General features: G+C 59.3%; 16 protein-coding genes and 1 riboswitch. Of the genes, 13 read left to right on the forward strand and 3 right to left on the reverse strand.

The features are described from left to right. Positions 1-48 precede the first annotated feature (48 nt). The 7 genes from ATY80_RS00090 (at position 49) to ATY80_RS00120 (ending at position 6,260) form a co-directional block, all read left to right on the forward strand. Entirely contained in the window at positions 49-933 is an 885-nt protein-coding gene (locus ATY80_RS00090; protein ID WP_088690492.1) for a dihydrodipicolinate synthase family protein, read from the forward strand. 5 nt (positions 934-938) lie between these two features. After that, positions 939-1,616 carry a GntR family transcriptional regulator gene (locus tag ATY80_RS00095; RefSeq protein WP_189637054.1) on the forward strand — a complete coding sequence of 226 codons (678 nt, stop codon included), beginning with the start codon at positions 939-941 and terminating at the stop codon, positions 1,614-1,616. Between the two features lie 51 nt (positions 1,617-1,667). Then, complete coding sequence (locus ATY80_RS00100) at positions 1,668-2,999, forward strand: sugar ABC transporter substrate-binding protein (protein WP_088690494.1); 1,332 nt, start codon at positions 1,668-1,670, stop codon at positions 2,997-2,999. Further along, positions 2,999-3,934 (forward strand): sugar ABC transporter permease, encoded by a 936-nt coding sequence (locus tag ATY80_RS00105; RefSeq protein ID WP_088690495.1) that lies wholly within the window; start codon positions 2,999-3,001, stop codon positions 3,932-3,934. Before ATY80_RS00100 ends, ATY80_RS00105 begins: the two co-directional genes overlap by 1 nt. Beyond that, entirely contained in the window at positions 3,934-4,749 is an 816-nt protein-coding gene (locus ATY80_RS00110; protein WP_088690496.1) for a carbohydrate ABC transporter permease, read from the forward strand. The genes ATY80_RS00105 and ATY80_RS00110 overlap by 1 nt, the downstream gene beginning before the upstream one ends. Then, complete coding sequence (locus ATY80_RS00115; protein ID WP_088690497.1) at positions 4,746-5,726, forward strand: PfkB family carbohydrate kinase; 981 nt, start codon at positions 4,746-4,748, stop codon at positions 5,724-5,726. Before ATY80_RS00110 ends, ATY80_RS00115 begins: the two co-directional genes overlap by 4 nt. A 288-nt stretch (positions 5,727-6,014) precedes the next feature. Next, positions 6,015-6,260 (forward strand): DUF982 domain-containing protein, encoded by a 246-nt coding sequence (locus ATY80_RS00120; RefSeq protein WP_280950651.1) that lies wholly within the window; start codon positions 6,015-6,017, stop codon positions 6,258-6,260. A gap of 97 nt (positions 6,261-6,357) precedes the next feature. On the opposite strand, the gene ATY80_RS00125 is transcribed toward ATY80_RS00120, so the two are convergent. Continuing rightward, positions 6,358-7,713 (reverse strand): GGDEF domain-containing protein, encoded by a 1,356-nt coding sequence (locus ATY80_RS00125; RefSeq protein WP_245306719.1) that lies wholly within the window; start codon positions 7,711-7,713, stop codon positions 6,358-6,360. Between the two features lie 9 nt (positions 7,714-7,722). Beyond that, positions 7,723-8,478, reverse strand: coding sequence for a transporter substrate-binding domain-containing protein (locus ATY80_RS00130; protein WP_088690499.1), 756 nt, complete (start codon positions 8,476-8,478; stop codon positions 7,723-7,725). A gap of 1,465 nt (positions 8,479-9,943) precedes the next feature. After that, a riboswitch (TPP riboswitch) is annotated at positions 9,944-10,040 on the forward strand. A 51-nt stretch (positions 10,041-10,091) separates the two neighbouring features. On the opposite strand from ATY80_RS00130, the gene thiM reads away from it, so the two are divergent. The 6 genes from thiM (at position 10,092) to ATY80_RS00160 (ending at position 15,444) form a co-directional block, all read left to right on the forward strand. Next, complete coding sequence (thiM, locus tag ATY80_RS00135; protein WP_088690500.1) at positions 10,092-10,895, forward strand: hydroxyethylthiazole kinase; 804 nt, start codon at positions 10,092-10,094, stop codon at positions 10,893-10,895. Beyond that, positions 10,892-11,527, forward strand: coding sequence for a thiamine phosphate synthase (gene thiE / locus ATY80_RS00140; RefSeq protein ID WP_088690501.1), 636 nt, complete (start codon positions 10,892-10,894; stop codon positions 11,525-11,527). Before thiM ends, thiE begins: the two co-directional genes overlap by 4 nt. Next, entirely contained in the window at positions 11,524-12,354 is an 831-nt protein-coding gene (thiD, locus tag ATY80_RS00145; protein WP_088690502.1) for a bifunctional hydroxymethylpyrimidine kinase/phosphomethylpyrimidine kinase, read from the forward strand. The genes thiE and thiD overlap by 4 nt, the downstream gene beginning before the upstream one ends. A gap of 305 nt (positions 12,355-12,659) precedes the next feature. Further along, positions 12,660-13,640, forward strand: coding sequence for an ABC transporter substrate-binding protein (locus ATY80_RS00150; RefSeq protein ID WP_245306756.1), 981 nt, complete (start codon positions 12,660-12,662; stop codon positions 13,638-13,640). Between the two features lie 92 nt (positions 13,641-13,732). Then, on the forward strand, positions 13,733-14,551 hold the full coding sequence (locus ATY80_RS00155; protein ID WP_088690504.1) for an ABC transporter ATP-binding protein: 819 nt from the start codon (positions 13,733-13,735) through the stop codon (positions 14,549-14,551). A gap of 14 nt (positions 14,552-14,565) precedes the next feature. Then, positions 14,566-15,444, forward strand: a complete 879-nt coding sequence (locus tag ATY80_RS00160) for an ABC transporter permease (RefSeq protein WP_088690505.1) — start codon at positions 14,566-14,568, stop codon at positions 15,442-15,444. A 49-nt stretch (positions 15,445-15,493) separates the two neighbouring features. Here the strand turns inward: ATY80_RS00160 and ATY80_RS00165 are convergent, their stop codons facing one another. After that, positions 15,494-16,900 (reverse strand): sensor histidine kinase, encoded by a 1,407-nt coding sequence (locus ATY80_RS00165; protein ID WP_088690506.1) that lies wholly within the window; start codon positions 16,898-16,900, stop codon positions 15,494-15,496. Between the last annotated feature and the right edge of the window lies 1 nt (position 16,901).

Here is a 16,901-nt window from a genome sequence, read left to right on the forward strand (position 1 = left end):
TAACATGTCAGTCTGCTACGTCTAACACATCGACTGGGAGAACATGACGTGACTAAAAAATTCGGGCTTTCCGTTGCCCTTGCCACGCCCTTTGACGAAACGGGCGGGATCGCCGTCAATGTAATGATTGAGCAGGCTCAACAGTGCCTTGCGGCTGGTTGTGAAAGCGTTACGCTATTTGGCACCACTGGTGAGGGATGCTCGATAGGGACGCATGAGCGCCAGGACATCCTCACGGCTTTTCTCGATGCCGGTATTGCGCCTGAGCAGATTGTCGTCGGCGTGCTGGTCGATGCTGCCGAGGACGCCGCAGCTCAGGCCGGAAACGCTCTGTTGCGCGGTGCGCGCAACGTCCTGCTGGCCCCACCCTCCTACTTCAAGAATGTCAGCGACGACGGCCTCTTCAAGTGGTTTTCTGCTGTGTTTGCGAGCCTCGGCGACAAAGCGCGCGACGTCATTGTCTACAATATTCCATCGGTCACCCTGGTGCCGCTGACCGTGTCGCTGATCGGGCGTTTGCGGACAGCTTTTCCGACAGTCATCAGGGGCGTGAAGGATTCGTCCGGCGACTGGCCATTTACTGAAAGCCTGCTGAAAGCCCACGGCGATCTCATTATTCTGATCGGCGATGAGCGCCACCTTGCAAAAGGCGTGCGCCTCGGCGGCCAGGGCGCGATCTCCGGCATGGCGAACTTCCTTCCTGCCGAGGTGAAGCTGATGGCGACCGAAGGCCGGGACGATGCCCGCGTAGAGAATTTGGTTGCCGAGCTTCTGAAATACTCTGTGACGCCGGCCGTCAAGGTCATGATCGCCCGCCTGACCGGGAAGGAGATGTGGCTTGCGGTTCGCCCACCGCTCGTCTCGATTTCCAGCGAGGGACAGGCACAGCTTGCTCAGGCCTTCGATGCGCTGTTCCGCTCCAAAGCAGCGTGAACGCGATGTACGAGAGGGAGGCAATGGACGGAACGGACGAGCAGCCGACGCTGCGAGAAAAGGCATATGAAAGCTTCACCCGCCACCTTTTGGCGCGCGACGTACGTCCGGGTCAATTCGTCTCCCAGCGACGTCTTGTCGAGCTGACCGGACTGACGCTTGCCGCGATCCGCGAACTTATTCCGCGGCTTGAGGCCGAAGGGTTGATCAAGACCGTCCCTCAGCGGGGCCTGCAGATCGCTCATATCGACCTTAACCTCATTCGCGAGGCGTTCCAGCTTCGACTGTTCCTGGAGAAGGAGGCGGTGGCGCTGTTCACGCGCTCTGCGTCCGATGAGGCAATCGCCGGCCTTTTGAAGCAGCATCGCGACATCGCCGACGCCATTGCCAATGGCGATGCCTCACATGAGCTGGAAGTGCGTGCTCAAGCTGTCGACTGGGGTATGCATGATGCCTTTATCGATGCTCTGGGCAACACGATCATTTCCAATGCCTACCGGGTTAATTCGATCAAGATGCGCCTGATCAGCCAGGAGCGCTTCCGCATCGATGGGCGCGTTGGCCCGGTCATGGGCGAGCATCTGAAGGTTCTTGAGGCGATCGAACGGCGCTCGGCCGAGGATGCAGTGAATAGCCTCGCCGCCCACATCAATCACGCGAGGGACCGCGCCTTAAGGATCTAGTTGACAACACGCCTACGGTGAGGAGACCGACGGCAAAAAAGGAGGAGTTACATGCCATCATCATTCCTAAATCCTACGCGGCGCAGCTTTCTCGCCGGCACCGCGGCGCTCGGCGCCAGCAGCCTTATCGGCGTTCGCTCGGCCTCGGCGGCAGTCGACTGGAAACGCTTTGCCGGGACGACGCTTGAGGTCAATCTTGTCAAGAGCCCACGCAGCGAAACGCTCATCAAGTATCTTCCCGAGTTTGAAGAGTTGACGGGCATCAAGGTCAATGCCGAAGCGACGCCAGAACAGCAGCAACGCCAAAAGACTACGATCGAACTGAGCTCCGGCAAGCCGAGCTTTGACGTTGTCCACATGAGCTATCACGTCCAGAAGCGACAGTTTGAAAAGGGTGGATGGCTTGCCGATATTAGCGGCTTCCTCAAGGATCCTTCGCTCACCGACCCGTCGCTTGTTGAGAGCGACTTTGCCGAGGCCGGCATGACCTTCGCCAAGGATCCCGATGGCGTCCTGCGCTCCCTGCCCTTTTCGGTCGACTACTGGATCGTTTACTGGAACAAGGCGCTCTTCGAAAAGAAGGGACTTGCCTACCCGACCACGTTTGACGAGATGGGACATGCTGCCGAGGCGCTGACCGATCCGTCGAGCAGCACCTACGGCTTCGTCGCCCGTGGGCTCAAGAACGCCAACACGCCGGTCTGGACAACGCTGTTGCTCGGCTATGGATCGAGCCCGCTCGGACCTGATGGCAAGCTGCGCACCAATTCTGAAGAGGCCGTCGAGGCAGCCAAGCTCTACCAGCGGCTGATGACCAAGGCGGCTCCTCCCGGTGTCTCCGGCTTCAACTGGGCCGAAGCCCAATCGGCCTTCCTGCAGGGTAAGATCGGCATGTGGCTCGACGGCGTCGGCTTTGCGCCGCCGATCGAAAACCCGGAAAAGTCACGTGTCGTTGGCCAGGTTGGATACGGCGTCATGCCAAAGGGGCCGAAGGCACAGGCAGCGGCGACCACCGGAGACGGCCTCGGGGTTGTCGCCGCCAGCCAGAAAAAGGAAGCTTCATATCTCTTCTGCCAGTGGGCCATTTCCCATGACATGGGAGCACGCCTGCTTCAGGCTGGGGCCGGCGTTCCGTTCCGCCAGTCGGTCCTCGAGGATCAGAAGGTGCGTGAAGGTGTGAAGATGCCGGCAGCGTGGCTGGATGCTGTTGCCAGTTCCGCGAAGGTGTCGCAGCTGGCCCTGCCGATCATCATACCCGTCACGGAGTTCCGCGACATCTACGGCGTCGGCCTCACCAACATGATCGGCGGCGCCGATCCGGCCACGGAATTGAAGACTGCCACAGCTCAGTTCGAGCCGGTCCTGGCACGAAGCGAGGGATAATGGCATCGGTGAGCATGGAAACCGCAGATGCGGTCAAGACCACGCAGGGGAGCAAACCGGGCCGGTTTGCTCCCAACTATTGGCCTTTCATTGTTCCCGCCCTGGTCGTTGTGGCGGCTGTCATCGTTTTTCCATGGGTCTTCACCCTATGGATGAGCGTCAACAGCTGGACACTCGGCCAGGCGCAGGTCTTTGCCGGGCTGGACAACTACTTGCGCCTGACCGCTGACCTGCGCTTTTGGGACTCGTTGTGGCATACTGTGCTCTACACGACGCTGTCAGTCCTCGCTCCCCTTTTCCTCGGAACGCTGGCCGCCCTCATCTTCGATGCCCAGTTTCCGCTACGCGGCATTCTTCGCGGTGTATTCGTGATGCCGATGATGGCAACGCCAGTCGCCATCGCGCTCGTCTGGACGATGATGTTCCATCCACAGCTCGGGGTTTTGAACTACCTCCTTTCGTTTGTCGGGGTCGGTCCGCAGGAATGGATCTATAACCAGACCAGCGTCATTCCATCGCTGGTCCTGGTCGAAACCTGGCAGTGGACGCCGCTTGTCATGCTGATCGTGCTTGGCGGCCTGGCGGCAGTGCCGCGCGAACCCTATGAGAGCGCGGAAATCGATGGTGCCAACGTCTGGCAGAAGTTCAGGTACCTGACGCTGCCGATGATCGCGCCGTTCCTGATGATCGCCGTCATCATTCGCAGCATCGATGCGGTCAAGAGCTTCGACATCATCTATGCGATGACGCAGGGCGGACCAGGCACTGCGTCCGAAACGATCAATATCTACCTCTATAACACGGCCTTCTCCTACTACGATATCGGCTATGGATCGGCGATGGCTGTTGTCTTCTTCGTTTTGATCGTGGCGCTTTGCTTCATTCTCCTCATGGTCAAGCAGCGCGCCAACTGGTCCGATGGGGAGATACACTGATGAAGCGCAAGGCAATTGATCGTATCGGACTTCTGTTTGTGGCGCTGGTGATGGTATCGCCGGTGGTCCTGTTCTTCCTTTGGATGATCTCATTGTCTTTGAAATACGAGATCGACAATGGCGCGTTTCCTCCGATTTTCATCCCCGAACGCCTAGCCTGGTCGAATTACGTCAAGGTGTTCGAGGAGAACAATTTTTTCCTTTATCTCTGGAATTCGGTTCTGGTCACTGGTGCGGCGACGCTTCTGGCGCTTGTGATCGGTGTACCGGCCGGTTACGGCATCGCCCGTCTGAAGGCTGAAAAATCCGCCGTCGTGATCATGATCGCGCGCATGACGCCTGGCCTTTCATTCCTCATTCCGCTCTTCCTTCTGTTCCAGTGGTTGAACCTGCTCGGCACGTTATGGCCGCAGATCATCATCCATCTGGTTGTCACGGTCCCGATCGTTGTCTGGATCATGATCGGTTATTTCGAAACGACGCCGATGGAGCTGGAGGAGGCGGCAAGCATCGATGGTGCAACGCCCTGGCAAGTGTTCCGTCTGGTGGCCCTGCCGATTGCCAGGCCCGGCATCGTCGTTGCCTTCATCCTCTCGGTCATTTTTTCCTGGAACAACTTCGTCTTCGGCATCGTCCTTGCAAGCCGTGAGACGCGTACACTTCCTGTTGCGGTCTATAACATGCTGTCGTTCGAACAGGTCAGTTGGGGGCCGCTTGCCGCAGCAGCCCTGATCGTCACGCTGCCAGTGTTGATCCTGACCGTCTTTGCACAAAGGCAGATTGTCGCCGGCCTGACGGCAGGTGCAGTGAAGTGATATCTGCAATCTCGACGCAAGCGCCGCCGACGCGGGCCAGGCACGTGCTGTGTGTCGGAGCTGCCGTCTTCGACACCCTCTTCAGGGTCCGTGTGATGCCAACCGGGCAAGGCAAAGTCCTTCCGTACGATATGCAGCAGATTGCCGAAGGCATGGCCGCAAGCGCCGCCTTTGCGGTTGCAAGGCTTGGCGGCAAGGCGAGCCTCTGGGGTGCTGTCGGAGACGATGAGACCGGGGAGCGCATTGTCGCTGATCTCGCTGGAAGCGGCATCGACATCCTTGGCGTACACCGCGTGGCCGGTGCCCGCTCGGCCGTGTCGACCATCCTGATCGACGACGACGGCGAGCGCCTGATCATCCCCTTTTACGATCCACGCCTGCATCAGGCTGTCTATCCGGTTACGGCTGACGATGTTGCGGCGTTCGATGCTGTTCTGGTTGACGTTCGTTGGCCGGAGCTTGCATTACAGGCGCTGCTTGCCGCCAACAAAGCCGGTATACCCGCCGTCCTCGATGGTGACGTGGCGTCCGACGGGGTGATCGAAAGGCTGGCGCCGGCCGCAACCCACATTGTTTTTTCCCAGCCGGCCGCCGAATGTCTTGCCGGCACACCAGACCCGGTATTAATCGTTCGCCGACTCAAGCAACGCTTCAGCCACGCCTTTGTCAGCGCAACGTTCGGGAATAGAGGCTGTTACTGGTTCAATGACGAGCGTGCCTGCGTCTGCCACCTCGAAGCACCACGGATTGCGGCGATCGACACCCTCGCCGCAGGCGATATCTTTCACGGAACCTTCGCACTTATGCTTTGCGAAGGTATGGCGATTGAAGATGTGATGCGCTCGGCCTCGATGGCAGCGGCCATTAAGTGCCTGACATTTGGTGGGCGCATGGGGGCGCCTGATGGAGCCGAGCTTGATGATGCTCTTAGGAATTGGCCGGCCCGAGCCGTCGACATTACATGCTGCTCGAAATAGCAGCCACATCGCATTGATATTGCATAGAATAGAATGAAAACAGGCTTCCCCGTTTTTCATCATCTGCTTGTGCCTGAATGAAATGCAAAGGACCGCTGCGGCGCGAAGCGGCAGTTTTGGCGATTTTGTTGCCTCCTCGCGATTGTGGGCCAGCGCCGTGCATGTCCGCCAAAGGAGTGGAATGTCGTCCCGCCATCAGCAGCGGCAGATACTTGCGATTGTGTATTGCAAAAATATTACCAATGCGCGAATATTCTCGTCAGCTTGGTTTTGGGGATGCGACTTGCCATGGAGATATGGAAGCCGCCGGTCATTATCATCGGCACAGGAAGCGCTGTCATGTTGACAATCACCGACAGCCGGGCGGCGATGGACTTCCTGTTGATGCGCTGCCCGGGCAAATTAAGCCTTGCCTACCAAACCGCTATCTACGTCTGCGGTCGTTCGATTGCCGACCAGAAGGAGACCGCAGCCGCTCAAGAGGCCTTTCTCGCCGTCCTGTCGGATTCTGAGATCGCCTTCGATTTCCTGTAGTAGGAGATGGGCCACTGCGACTTTCGGTCGGACAATGCCGGATTGAATTGCCAGCGTCTCGACCGCAAGAAGGACGTAGCAGCACGCCGGATTGTCATTACCCAGTCGCCCTGCCCACACCCATCATCGGGCGGTCGACCTCGGCCCGATTGCGGCCGGATCGTTTTGCGACATAAAGTGCGCGGTCGGCCTTTTCGAGGAGGTCGCCGGAATTGCATGTCGGTGAGGTGGTAAAGGAGACGCCGACGCTGGCGGTAAAGCGCAAAATGGTACCGTCAATGCTTTGCGTTTCGAGCAACTCTATCTTCCGGCAAAGGAAGCGAGCATACTCAAATGCGTGATCGGACGAAGGCGCGTCGTAGACAACAACGAATTCCTCGCCTCCAAATCTGGATGCCAAGGCGTTCGACAGGTCAGGGATGTTCTCAAGGAGACCGGCAAGCGATTTGAGACAGCGATCGCCGGTTGGATGTCCGTGCTGGTCGTTGATCGATTTGAAATGGTCGATATCGATCAGCAGAACGGCTGTTCCCCATTCGGCCGATGATCTCTGGATCGCCGCGGCCAGGAATTTCTCGAACATCCGGCGATTGGCCAGTCCCGTTAAGGGGTCCTTCTCGGCGAGAGCCTGCAATACCATATTCGTGCGACGCAATTCGCTGGCGGTCTTCCCGTAGGAGACGATTGCATCCCCAATGAGTGCCAACTCCTTAAGCCTTGGCTTGCTCTGTGGCGGTTCAAGGGCTTCGTCCTTTTCGATCCGGTGAAGGTTGCGGATGGCCGCCCCGATTGGTTCTGCAAGGTGTCGGCGCGCCAGTAACAGGAAAACCGGTACGAACAAGGCGGGAATGATGAGCACGATGATCACAAGATAGCGAACAGCCACGGCACTCCGTTGAATGCCTCCGGCGATGTCGTCTGCCACAAGAGCGGAGTTCCCACTGACCTCCTTGCTCATCGTTTCAAGAATGCGCATCGCCTCTTCATATGCGACGAGACCTGCGGTCGATTTCCCTGACCCTTCCAATGCACTAACACCGGCTTGGGCGTCGGCTTCGTCGCGGTCTTTCTGACGCGTTGCGGCTATGGTCTTCGCCAGTGAGGCCACTTTGCGGGATCCAATGGTCAGGGTGCTTGAACCATCGAAACCGAAACCCTGGGCAAGTGCCTGGATTTGCAATTGAAGCTGGCGTTCCAGCCGACGGTCGTTGGCGAGGAAAACGGCGCGCACAAGAGACGACATCCGTTCAACTTTGACGGCATTTCGCGTCTGCGACAGGATCAAAGGGATCTGCGTCTCGCGGGTTGCAATAGCGTCTTGCTCGATGCGGGTCAAAAACAGGCCTGCGGCCGCCGCCGCAAGCACCGAGTAAACGACCGCAATCAGGAGGAAGATGCGCCCGACAAATCGGAGCGGAACCCCACGAACTGTCGGTGATCGAGTATCGGTCAATTGGCCGCCCTAATAGATGTTAAAAGGAAAATATTGATCGTTGATCCTGTCATAGACGCCATTCAGTTTGATTTGCTTTAGCGCCTCGTTCACGCGAGCGATGAGTGCAATATTGCCTTTTTGCGCGGTGATATGAGCGGAGCTCTGCAGGAATTCGCTGGAAATCGGATCTCCGATATAGCCATATGTGGAACCCGTGGGGGTTTCCATAAAGCTCAACAGCTCGATGGCGTCACCGATCAACAAGTCGGCTTTGTTTTCTTCAAGCAGTTTCTGTGCCGACGGCTGATCCTTTGCCAGGACTGTGGTGCTGTCTTTGTAGGCCTTCTTTGCATAGTCGGCCTGAACCGTTCCGTCCGCAGCAGCAATCCGGGCACCTGCAAGAGCGGCGGGTGAACTGTCCGTGAATTTCTCAGCGTCACCGATCAAGACCGAGTGCGAGCGGTAGTATGGCGCGGAGAATTCGACGCGGGCGGCACGCTCCTTGGTATATGCCATGCTGGCGATGATCAGATCATACTGGTTGGATTCCAAGCCATCGATAATCCTGGACCACTCCACGGCCTGGAAACTGCAGTCAGCATCCAGTTGCTTGCAAAGTGCTTTTGCGATGTCGACGTCAAAGCCTTTCAGGACACCGTTTCCATCAACAAAATTGAATGGTGGGTAGGCGCCTTCCGTAGCGATCCGGAGGCGCTCGGCAGGGTAGGCGCACGAAATGCCAGCAAGCAGAAGACCGAGGGCCAGAACCGCGATTCGCATCATATGGATCTCCATTTGCAGCGACTATAGTCTGAAAAGACTAAGGAAATCCTGAAATGGCCGCTCAAACTCGACCGGATGAAGCCGTGACAAAGCTGAGGATGCGCTCCTGAGATCATCTGCCTTCGCGGATTCGTGACAAGGTCCCCCTCGCCGCTTGGGAATGGCAACCAGGGCCGTCCTGCGAAGGGATTGGCGCTCGTCAGACCTGCAGGGCTGATGCACTAGAAATGCGGATACAAGGGCGCTCGGCCGATGGTGAAGCAGCGCCTGTCGTGGCAATTGCGGCAGACGATCAGGCGCCTTACCCAGTCTATCTCTTCTGACAAGCGACGGACATCTCGATCGTGAGCTCGTGCACTGAACCGTCAGCCGCCTTGCAGACCACAACCGCGCTATCTGCTTCCCAGGGGTCTGGGAGGCAGAATGAATGTCAGGGCAAGAAGATTCCGAGACCTTTTCCACCGCGTCGCGATGGGTGGCGATGATCAGCTTGAGCGGCGCGCCACACACGCGTTTGCCTCCACCAATGAGAATTGATCGGACCTCTCGTTATGCTCTCCTGCATTCCCGCACCCTGCAGTTGGGCTCGCATAACAGTTTCGAGAAAGCACCGCGGATGAGAACGTTGCCGATCTCAAAGGCCAGGTCCACGCGATGTTGGATTGGAGGCATTCATGATGGAAAGGAGCACTACGCGAAATAAAACGCGAAATAAAATCAACCCTAAAGCGAAGAATGAAGGCGTATAGCGCTTCCGTCTACTTATCCGTTTAGGTGATCTTGGTGGCAAGAACAAACGACGAAACCACGTCAAAAGCTGTGGTTCAAACCTGCCACCATTCTCCTTTAATTTTGACGGGTTGACCCCGGAGCCGAACCCCAGCCCCTCCGTGGGTCAATGGGGGCGTGCGGTTGGGGGCTATGGCGAATTTACTCTACCGCGCGCTCCCCCCCCTGCGAAGTACCTTGGGCCGAGAACGGAACAAAATAACGCCATCGATCATTTATCCAGTGCCTTGGGAGCCGAAACCCTCAAGGCCAATGCTCTTTGCCCCGCAACCGCGACTGCGGGGGCTTTTTACGCGGGCTGCCAGAGGCGACAAGCGGCTTCGCGCGATGCAAGGCAGGTCCGTACGCTCTAGATTGTTGAAAAGAAAACGCACGCGAAGAGCGCGCACCAGCTTGGCGGCTACGCAGCATCAATGGACACCGTGCCAAGCTCGCGTTCGCCTTCCTTGTGTTGCCGGTGCCCTTTTTTGCAACGCATGTAGGGACTGAACTCGTTACTGGCGATGTCCCCTCGACAGTGTCGTCGAATGATGTCCTCAACCCTTCTGCCCCGCCGACACTGTACTGAGTGATCCCTCGCATCAGCCGAAAGATCCCTTTGACATCAGTCGCGAGCTCCTGCGCTGCGATGTTCATTTTATGGATGACAGCCGCGCGCTTCTCTGCGACAAGAGCCGACGAGAGACAGGGGCGCCTTCCTAACGGTCGGCTGAGAAGCACCCTTTGAACCTGAACCGGATAATGCCGGCGGAGGGAGTCGCTCGGGACTTTTCGCTTCCTGCGTTCGTCCCCCGCGCCCTTTCTCCCCGATCGAAAGGCGCACGATGCTTGACCAAGCCTCACCGGGAATGTTGCTTTGCGAATTGCGCAAGCAACCGCCGCTCGTCCACTGCATCACCAACTTCGTTGCCATGAACATCGCAGCCAACGTGCTTCTGGCGACTGGGGCTTCTCCCGCCATGGTGCATGCCGAAGAAGAGGCTGGCGAATCCGCCGCGCTCGCCGGCGCCCTGACGATCAACATCGGTACGCTGTCATCGGGCTGGCTGCGGGGTATGGAGGCGGCTGCCATTGCAGCCGCTCAGTCTGGCAAGCCATGGGTTCTCGATCCAGTGGCCCACTATGCTACCGGCTTTCGTCGTACAGCCGTGGATCGGCTGTTGGAGCTTGGTCCTGCCGTCATCCGCGGCAATGCCTCGGAGATCATTGCGCTTGCCGGTGGTGCAAGCCGCGGTCAGGGCGTCGACAGCCGTGATGGTGTCGACCAGGCCGAGGAATCCGCTCGGCTGCTCGCTCGGGCACATCGAACGACGGTCGCAGTGACCGGCATCGTTGATTTCGTCACTGACGGCGAACGGGCGGCACGCATCGAGGGCGGCTCGGCATTGATGCCCCAGGTGACCGCGCTCGGCTGCTCGCTGACCTGCCTGGTGGGAGCTTTTGCCGCGATTAGCCCGCGCGCGCCTTTCGAGGCGGCGGTTGCGGCCCTTGCGACCTTTGCCGTTGCCGGCGAGTTGGCAGCCAACAGGGCGCACGGCCCGGGCTCGTTTTCACCAGCTTTCCTCGACGCGCTGACAGCGCTCGACGCCTCGCGTCTCGATCGCGATGCCAGGGTGTATGCCGCATGAAGCATCTCGATCTATCTCTCTATCTTATCCTCGATCCCGATCTTTGCGCCGCCTTCGGGATGGTGGAGACCGCACGTGCAGCGGTCGCCGCCGGGGCGAAAATAGTGCAGTTGCGCGACAAGCGTGCGGATACCGTCCGAATGATCGAGACTGGACGGGCGCTTAAGGCGACTTTGTCTGGCAGCGGCGTGCAACTTATCGTCAACGACGACGTCGAGGCGGCGATCGCAATCGGTGCCGACGGCCTGCATGTCGGACAGGACGACATCGATGCTCCGACTGCCCGGTTACGGATTGGGTCGGACATGATCCTCGGGCTCTCGGTCGAGACCGAGGCGCTGGCCTCGGCGGTCGATCCTGAAATCGTAGACTATGCCGGGATCGGTCCGGTATTTGCGACGCCGACAAAGGCAGACCACAAGACGCCGATCGGTTTTGCCGGGCTTGCTCGCCTGGTGCGGATCTGTCCTGTTGCCGCAGTTGCCATTGGCGGCCTGAAGGCGGCCCATGTCGGCGATGTTTTGGCGGCCGGCGCTGACGGTCTTGCCGTCGCCTCGGCGATCTGCGGCACGCCTGATCCTGAGGCTGCCACCCGCGACATCGCAAAGAAAATCAAAGAGTTTTACCGATGATCCGCAATGTTCTTTCCATTGCCGGTTCCGATCCCTCGGGTGGCGCCGGAATCCAGGCTGACTTGAAGACGTTCTCCGCCCGCGGCGTCTATGGCATGGCGGTGCTAACGGCGCTAACGGCTCAAAACACGCAGGGTGTGTCCAGTGTCCATCTGCTTGACGCCGCCTTCGTTGCCGACCAGATCAGAGCGGTCTTTGCCGATGTGCGCGTTGATGCGATCAAAATCGGCATGATCGCCAACGCGCAGATTGCCGATGCCGTGGCCGATACGATCGAACCTCACAAGGGTATACCGATCGTCCTTGATCCCGTGATGATTGCCAAGGGTGGAGCTGCCCTCCTCGATCCGTCCGCGGTCGAGGTCCTTGTCCGGCGCCTGCTGCCACTTTCGACACTCGTCACGCCGAACCTGCCAGAAGCCGCGGCACTCCTTTATGGAACGGCGGCTGAGACGCGCGCGGAAATGGCTGATCAGGCGCAAAGCCTGCATGGCCTCGGGCCGGATGCCGTGCTGGTCAAAGGTGGCCATCTGCCCGGCGATGAAAGCCCGGATGTCCTGGCGACAGCGGCAGGGTTGACCTGGTTCGAGGGGACGCGGATACCAACGGCGAACACGCATGGCACCGGCTGCACACTGTCAAGCGCGATTGCCGCCGAACTTGCAAAGGGCGCCGCGCTGGCCAAGGCTGTGGCGGATGCGAAGGCCTACCTTGCCGAGGCCGTGAAACAGGCCAGCACGCTGAATGTCGGCTCCGGTCATGGTCCCGTCCAGCATTTTCATGAATTTTGGCGCATGGCACCGCGCGAAACCGGGAAACGGGAGTAACAATCAACGGAGGGGCGCTGTATGTCGCCGCCCGCCGCCGGATCGGGCTTTTCAGAAACTTTGATCGGCCCCCCGTTGCAGAGCCGATGATGCGTCTGCACAGTCGCGCTTTTTACGGACACTGAACCTCTTGATCAAGCCTGCTCCAAAGATATTGCCGCGTTGAAAGCTGACTGAAAGCTCGGGCTGCTAAATCCTTTTCCCACGCACCGGGGAATATGCGTTTGGAGAGCGTTGCGCCGGTGCCATACGCAAATAGGGAGGAATTCATGCGTTTTCATCGCAGTTTCGTGCGCGCTTTTTCAATGTCTGCTCTGGCCATTGCCGGGCTTTTCGCCACTACTTCGCTTGCTGGCGCATCCGAAAAGATCACCATCATGGTCGGCGGCTATGAAAAGCAGATCTATCTGCCGGCCAAGTTGACCGAAGCACTGGGCTACTTCAAGGATGAAGGGCTCGATGTCGAATTGCTCAACGAGGCCGCTGGCGTTGACGCCGAAAACCAGCTTCTGGCCGGAGCGGTCCAGGGTGTGGTCGGCTTCTATGACCACTGCGTCGACCTTCAGGCCAAGGGCAAGTTCGTCCAGTCTGTTGTCCAGTTCAGCCAGGCGCCGGGCGAAGTCGAAGTCGTTTCCAACAAATATCCCGACGTGAAAAGCCTTGCCGAGCTCAAGGGCAAAAACCTCGGCGTGACAGGGCTTGGCTCCTCGACCAACTTCCTGACACTCTACATGGCGTCCAAGGCTGGCCTTTCCGGCGGCGACATCGTCACCGTCCCGGCCGGCGCCGGGGCAACCTTCATCGCCGCCATGCAGCAGGACCAGATCCAGGCTGGGATGACAACCGAGCCCACCATTTCGCGTCTCGTGAAGACTGGCGACGCCCGCGTCCTCGTCGATTTGCGCACCGTCGATACGACGCGCGCAGCTCTCGGAGGCACCTATCCCGCCGCGTCGCTGTACATGGAGACGGCCTGGGTGGATGAGCACAAGGAAGAGGTGCAGAAGCTTGCCAACGCCTTCGTCAAGACCCTGAAATTCATCAATACCCATTCCGCCGCCGAGATCGCCGACAAGATGCCGAAGGATTTCTATGTCGGTGACAAGGATGGATATGTGAAGGCGCTCGAAGCGGGCAAGGGAATGTTCACGGCTGACGGCATAATGCCACAAGACGGTCCGAAGACGGTCCTTGCCGTGCTCTCTGAGTTTTCCAAGAACGTCAAGGGCAAGCAGATCGACCTCTCCAAGACCTATACGAGCGAATTCGTGAAGAACGCGAAATAGCCAATCCTCCCGACCGCTCCCGCCTTCGGGCGGGGGCGGGTTCTTCGGAGATATTGCCTGCGAGTGCAACCGCACCGCCGAAAGGATCACCCATGTCCAGAAATCAGGGCCAGAACGCGGCCATAGAACTCATCAATGTCACGCGTCGTTTCGTCTCCCCTACCGGCAAGACGCTGACGGCACTCAGGGACTTCAACATGACGGTGGAACGGGGCGAATTCGTCGCGGTGGTCGGTCCGACCGGTTGTGGCAAATCCACCACCTTGAACCTTGTCACTGGTCTGGCCAAGCCTTCGGCCGGCGAAGTCCGGCTCATGGGCGGCCCGGTGAAGGGCATCGATCCGCGCGTCGGCTTCGCCTTCCAGAAAGATGCCCTCTTTCCCTGGAAGAACGTCATCGACAATGTCATGGCCGGGCCCCTCTTCCGCGGCCGGTCGCCGGCAGTGGCGGAAGCGGCCGCCAAGGACTGGCTCGCCCGCGTTGGGCTGTCGAAATTCTTGCATCACTACCCGCACCAGCTTTCCGGAGGCATGCGCAAGCGCGTGGCACTCGCCCAGACATTCATCAACGAGCCGGAAATTTTGCTGATGGACGAGCCCTTTTCGGCCCTCGACGTACAGACCCGTACCGTCATGCATGAGGAACTTCTGAAACTCTGGGCGGAACGCAAGGCGTCGGTGGTTTTCGTCACCCATGACCTCGAAGAGGCGGTGGCGCTCGCCGACAAGGTCTATGTGCTGACAGCAGGCCCGGCGACGGTCAAATCCGTCTACCATATCGATCTGCCGCGTCCCCGCGTGGTTTCGGAAATCCGCTACGAGCACGCTTTCATCGATTACTGCAAGACCATCTGGGACGACCTGCGCCAGGAGGTCGAGACCAGCTATCGCCGCGCCAGCGAAGCGGCGTGAGAAAGGATAACACCATGACCGACATGACCATGGAGACTGCCACAACGTCTTTCCGTCCGGGCACATCGGACAAGGAGATCGAGGCCGCAGCGCTGAAGGCGATCAGGCGCCGCAAGCAGACGGTCTTTTTCTGGCAGATCACGATCCTTGTCGCAGCTCTGGGGCTATGGGAACTCTCCTCCGATTTCGGATGGATCGACCCCTTCTTCTACTCAAGTCCTTCCGGAGTCGTGCAACGCCTGTATGAATGGGCGACAGAAGGCACCACGGAAGGCTCGCTCTGGTATCATCTAGGGGTAACGATGGAAGAGGCTCTGATCGGCTTCTTCAGCGGCTCGATCGCCGGTGTCGTCGTCGGTGTCGGACTTGGACGCAATCCGATGCTCTCGGATATCTTTTCGGTCTACATCAAGGCGATCAACTCGATCCCGCGGGTCGTTCTCGCTCCGATCTTCATCATGATCATGGGTCTTGGCCTTGCCTCCAAGGTGGCGCTCGCCTTCGTGATGGTGTTTTTCGTGGTCTTCGCCAACGCCTTTCAGGGCGTGCGTGAGGCCGACCGCGACATGATCGCCAATGCCCGCATCCTTGGCGCGTCTGACTGGCAGGTCACTCGCACCGTCGTCATCCCCTCGGCGATGAGCTGGATTTTCGCCAGCCTGCATGTCTCCTTCGGCTTCGCCATCATTGGCGCGATCGTCGGCGAGTTCGTCGGCGCCCGCTTCGGCATTGGTCAGCTGATCTCGATCGCCAAGGGTACCTTCGACGCCGCCGGCATGTTCGCCGCCATCGTTCTGGTGATGGTCGTGACCCTTGCGGCCGAATATGTGATGACCCTGGTCGAGAACCGGCTTGCCAAGTGGCGACCGCAACAAAGCCTCGAGACACATTGAACCGATCGCAATCAACCGACCATCGAGGGGGCCGAAAGCCCCCTCCTTGCTATGACGCCAAAGGCAATCGGACCGTCACGGCAAGCCCACCACTTGGCGAGGTCCCGAGATCGATCGAACCGCCGGCACCGTCCACGACCTCGTGAACGATGGCAAGACCGAGCCCACTGCCCTCGGCTTGGGTTCCGATAATGCGATAGAAGCGTTCGAACACCTGATCGCGTTCGTTTTCGGGGATGCCGGGACCGGAATCGTCGACTGTTAGCACCACATGCGCTGCATCACGCGCGACGCTGACGGTGATTTCACCGGGCGCCGGTGTGTAGCGCAAGGCATTGTCGACCAGATTGACGACCATCTCGCGCAGCATCGTTTCGTCACCCACCACGGGGGCCTGGCGATCCGCCTCAAGACCGATGTCGATGCCGCGTCGCAGGGCATCCTCCGCATGGGCCTCGAGCACTTTGCGTGCCACCTGCGCCATATCGATGCATTCGGCGCGCGGCGCGCGACTGCCCGGCTCGGCGCGCGTCAGGGTGAGAAGCTGTTCGGCAAGGCGAGATACCTGCCGGGTGCTGCGCGTGAGCGCCTGGAGCGCCTCGTGACGGCGGGCGGGGTTGGTTTCACGCGCGGCGACACTGGCTTGCGTCGCAAGCAGCGTCAACGGTGTCCTGAGCTGATGCGCGGCATTGGCGACGAAACGGCGCTGGGCACCCATCTGCTTCTGGACCCGGTCCATGTAATCATTGAGCGCGTTCACAAGCGGTCGCAGCTCGGTCTGGACGCTTGCCGGATCGAAGGGTTCAAGTCGTTCGCGCCGACTCGCCAGAACCGCGTCGCGCAGCCGCAGCACGGGGCCAAGCAATCGGCGCAGACCAAGTACGGTGACAAGCCCGGCGGCCACGACCAGGGCCACCTGATTGGTGAAGTCGGACATCCAGAGGCTCCGCCGCAGCGCGCTTTCACTGTTCAGCGTTACAGCCACAGTGACGGTCGCAACGCCGTCATTGCCAAGGCCGACGACCGGATGATCGATGGCCATCGCCCTTATATCAAGGTCGCGAAACCGCATATTCTGTCCGGTGACGAGCTTTTCAGGCTGCACAAGCGCTGCATCTCCCGCCACGAGATTTCCCCATGGGGTCGTCACCCGATAATAGACGCGGTCACCATAGCCGGTGCCGAAGATCTCCAGGGCAGCCGGGGGGATGTCAACCGTGATGGTTCCCTCTGGATCGACGCGCACTGCTTCGGCGATCATGCGCGCGGAACCTAGCAGCATATTGTCGGTGACGATATTTGCGGTGAAAAGGGCGCGACGCTGACTGACATAGAGGTTAAGACAGAGCACGCAGACAAGCGTCACCGTCACCCAGGCGAAAAGCTGGGCACGCAGACTGTGGCGAAGGCGCGCAAATGGATTGGCAATGTGCGAACGCAGCTGAAGAACCGTCATC

This window comes from Rhizobium sp. R711, from assembly GCF_002211365.1.
Lineage (GTDB): Bacteria > Pseudomonadota > Alphaproteobacteria > Rhizobiales > Rhizobiaceae > Rhizobium.

Coding starts and splice junctions, on each gene's coding strand:
- ATY80_RS00095 (WP_189637054.1), top strand. CDS start 939: ATGTACGAGAGGGAGGCAATGGACGGAACGGACGAGCAGCCGACGCTG.
- ATY80_RS00100 (WP_088690494.1), top strand. CDS start 1,668: ATGCCATCATCATTCCTAAATCCTACGCGGCGCAGCTTTCTCGCCGGC.
- ATY80_RS00105 (WP_088690495.1), top strand. CDS start 2,999: ATGGCATCGGTGAGCATGGAAACCGCAGATGCGGTCAAGACCACGCAG.
- ATY80_RS00110 (WP_088690496.1), top strand. CDS start 3,934: ATGAAGCGCAAGGCAATTGATCGTATCGGACTTCTGTTTGTGGCGCTG.
- ATY80_RS00120 (WP_280950651.1), top strand. CDS start 6,015: ATGGAGATATGGAAGCCGCCGGTCATTATCATCGGCACAGGAAGCGCT.
- ATY80_RS00130 (WP_088690499.1), bottom strand. CDS start 8,478: ATGATGCGAATCGCGGTTCTGGCCCTCGGTCTTCTGCTTGCTGGCATT.
- thiM (WP_088690500.1), top strand. CDS start 10,092: ATGCTTGACCAAGCCTCACCGGGAATGTTGCTTTGCGAATTGCGCAAG.
- thiE (WP_088690501.1), top strand. CDS start 10,892: ATGAAGCATCTCGATCTATCTCTCTATCTTATCCTCGATCCCGATCTT.
- thiD (WP_088690502.1), top strand. CDS start 11,524: ATGATCCGCAATGTTCTTTCCATTGCCGGTTCCGATCCCTCGGGTGGC.
- ATY80_RS00150 (WP_245306756.1), top strand. CDS start 12,660: ATGTCTGCTCTGGCCATTGCCGGGCTTTTCGCCACTACTTCGCTTGCT.
- ATY80_RS00155 (WP_088690504.1), top strand. CDS start 13,733: ATGTCCAGAAATCAGGGCCAGAACGCGGCCATAGAACTCATCAATGTC.
- ATY80_RS00160 (WP_088690505.1), top strand. CDS start 14,566: ATGACCGACATGACCATGGAGACTGCCACAACGTCTTTCCGTCCGGGC.
- ATY80_RS00165 (WP_088690506.1), bottom strand. CDS start 16,900: ATGACGGTTCTTCAGCTGCGTTCGCACATTGCCAATCCATTTGCGCGC.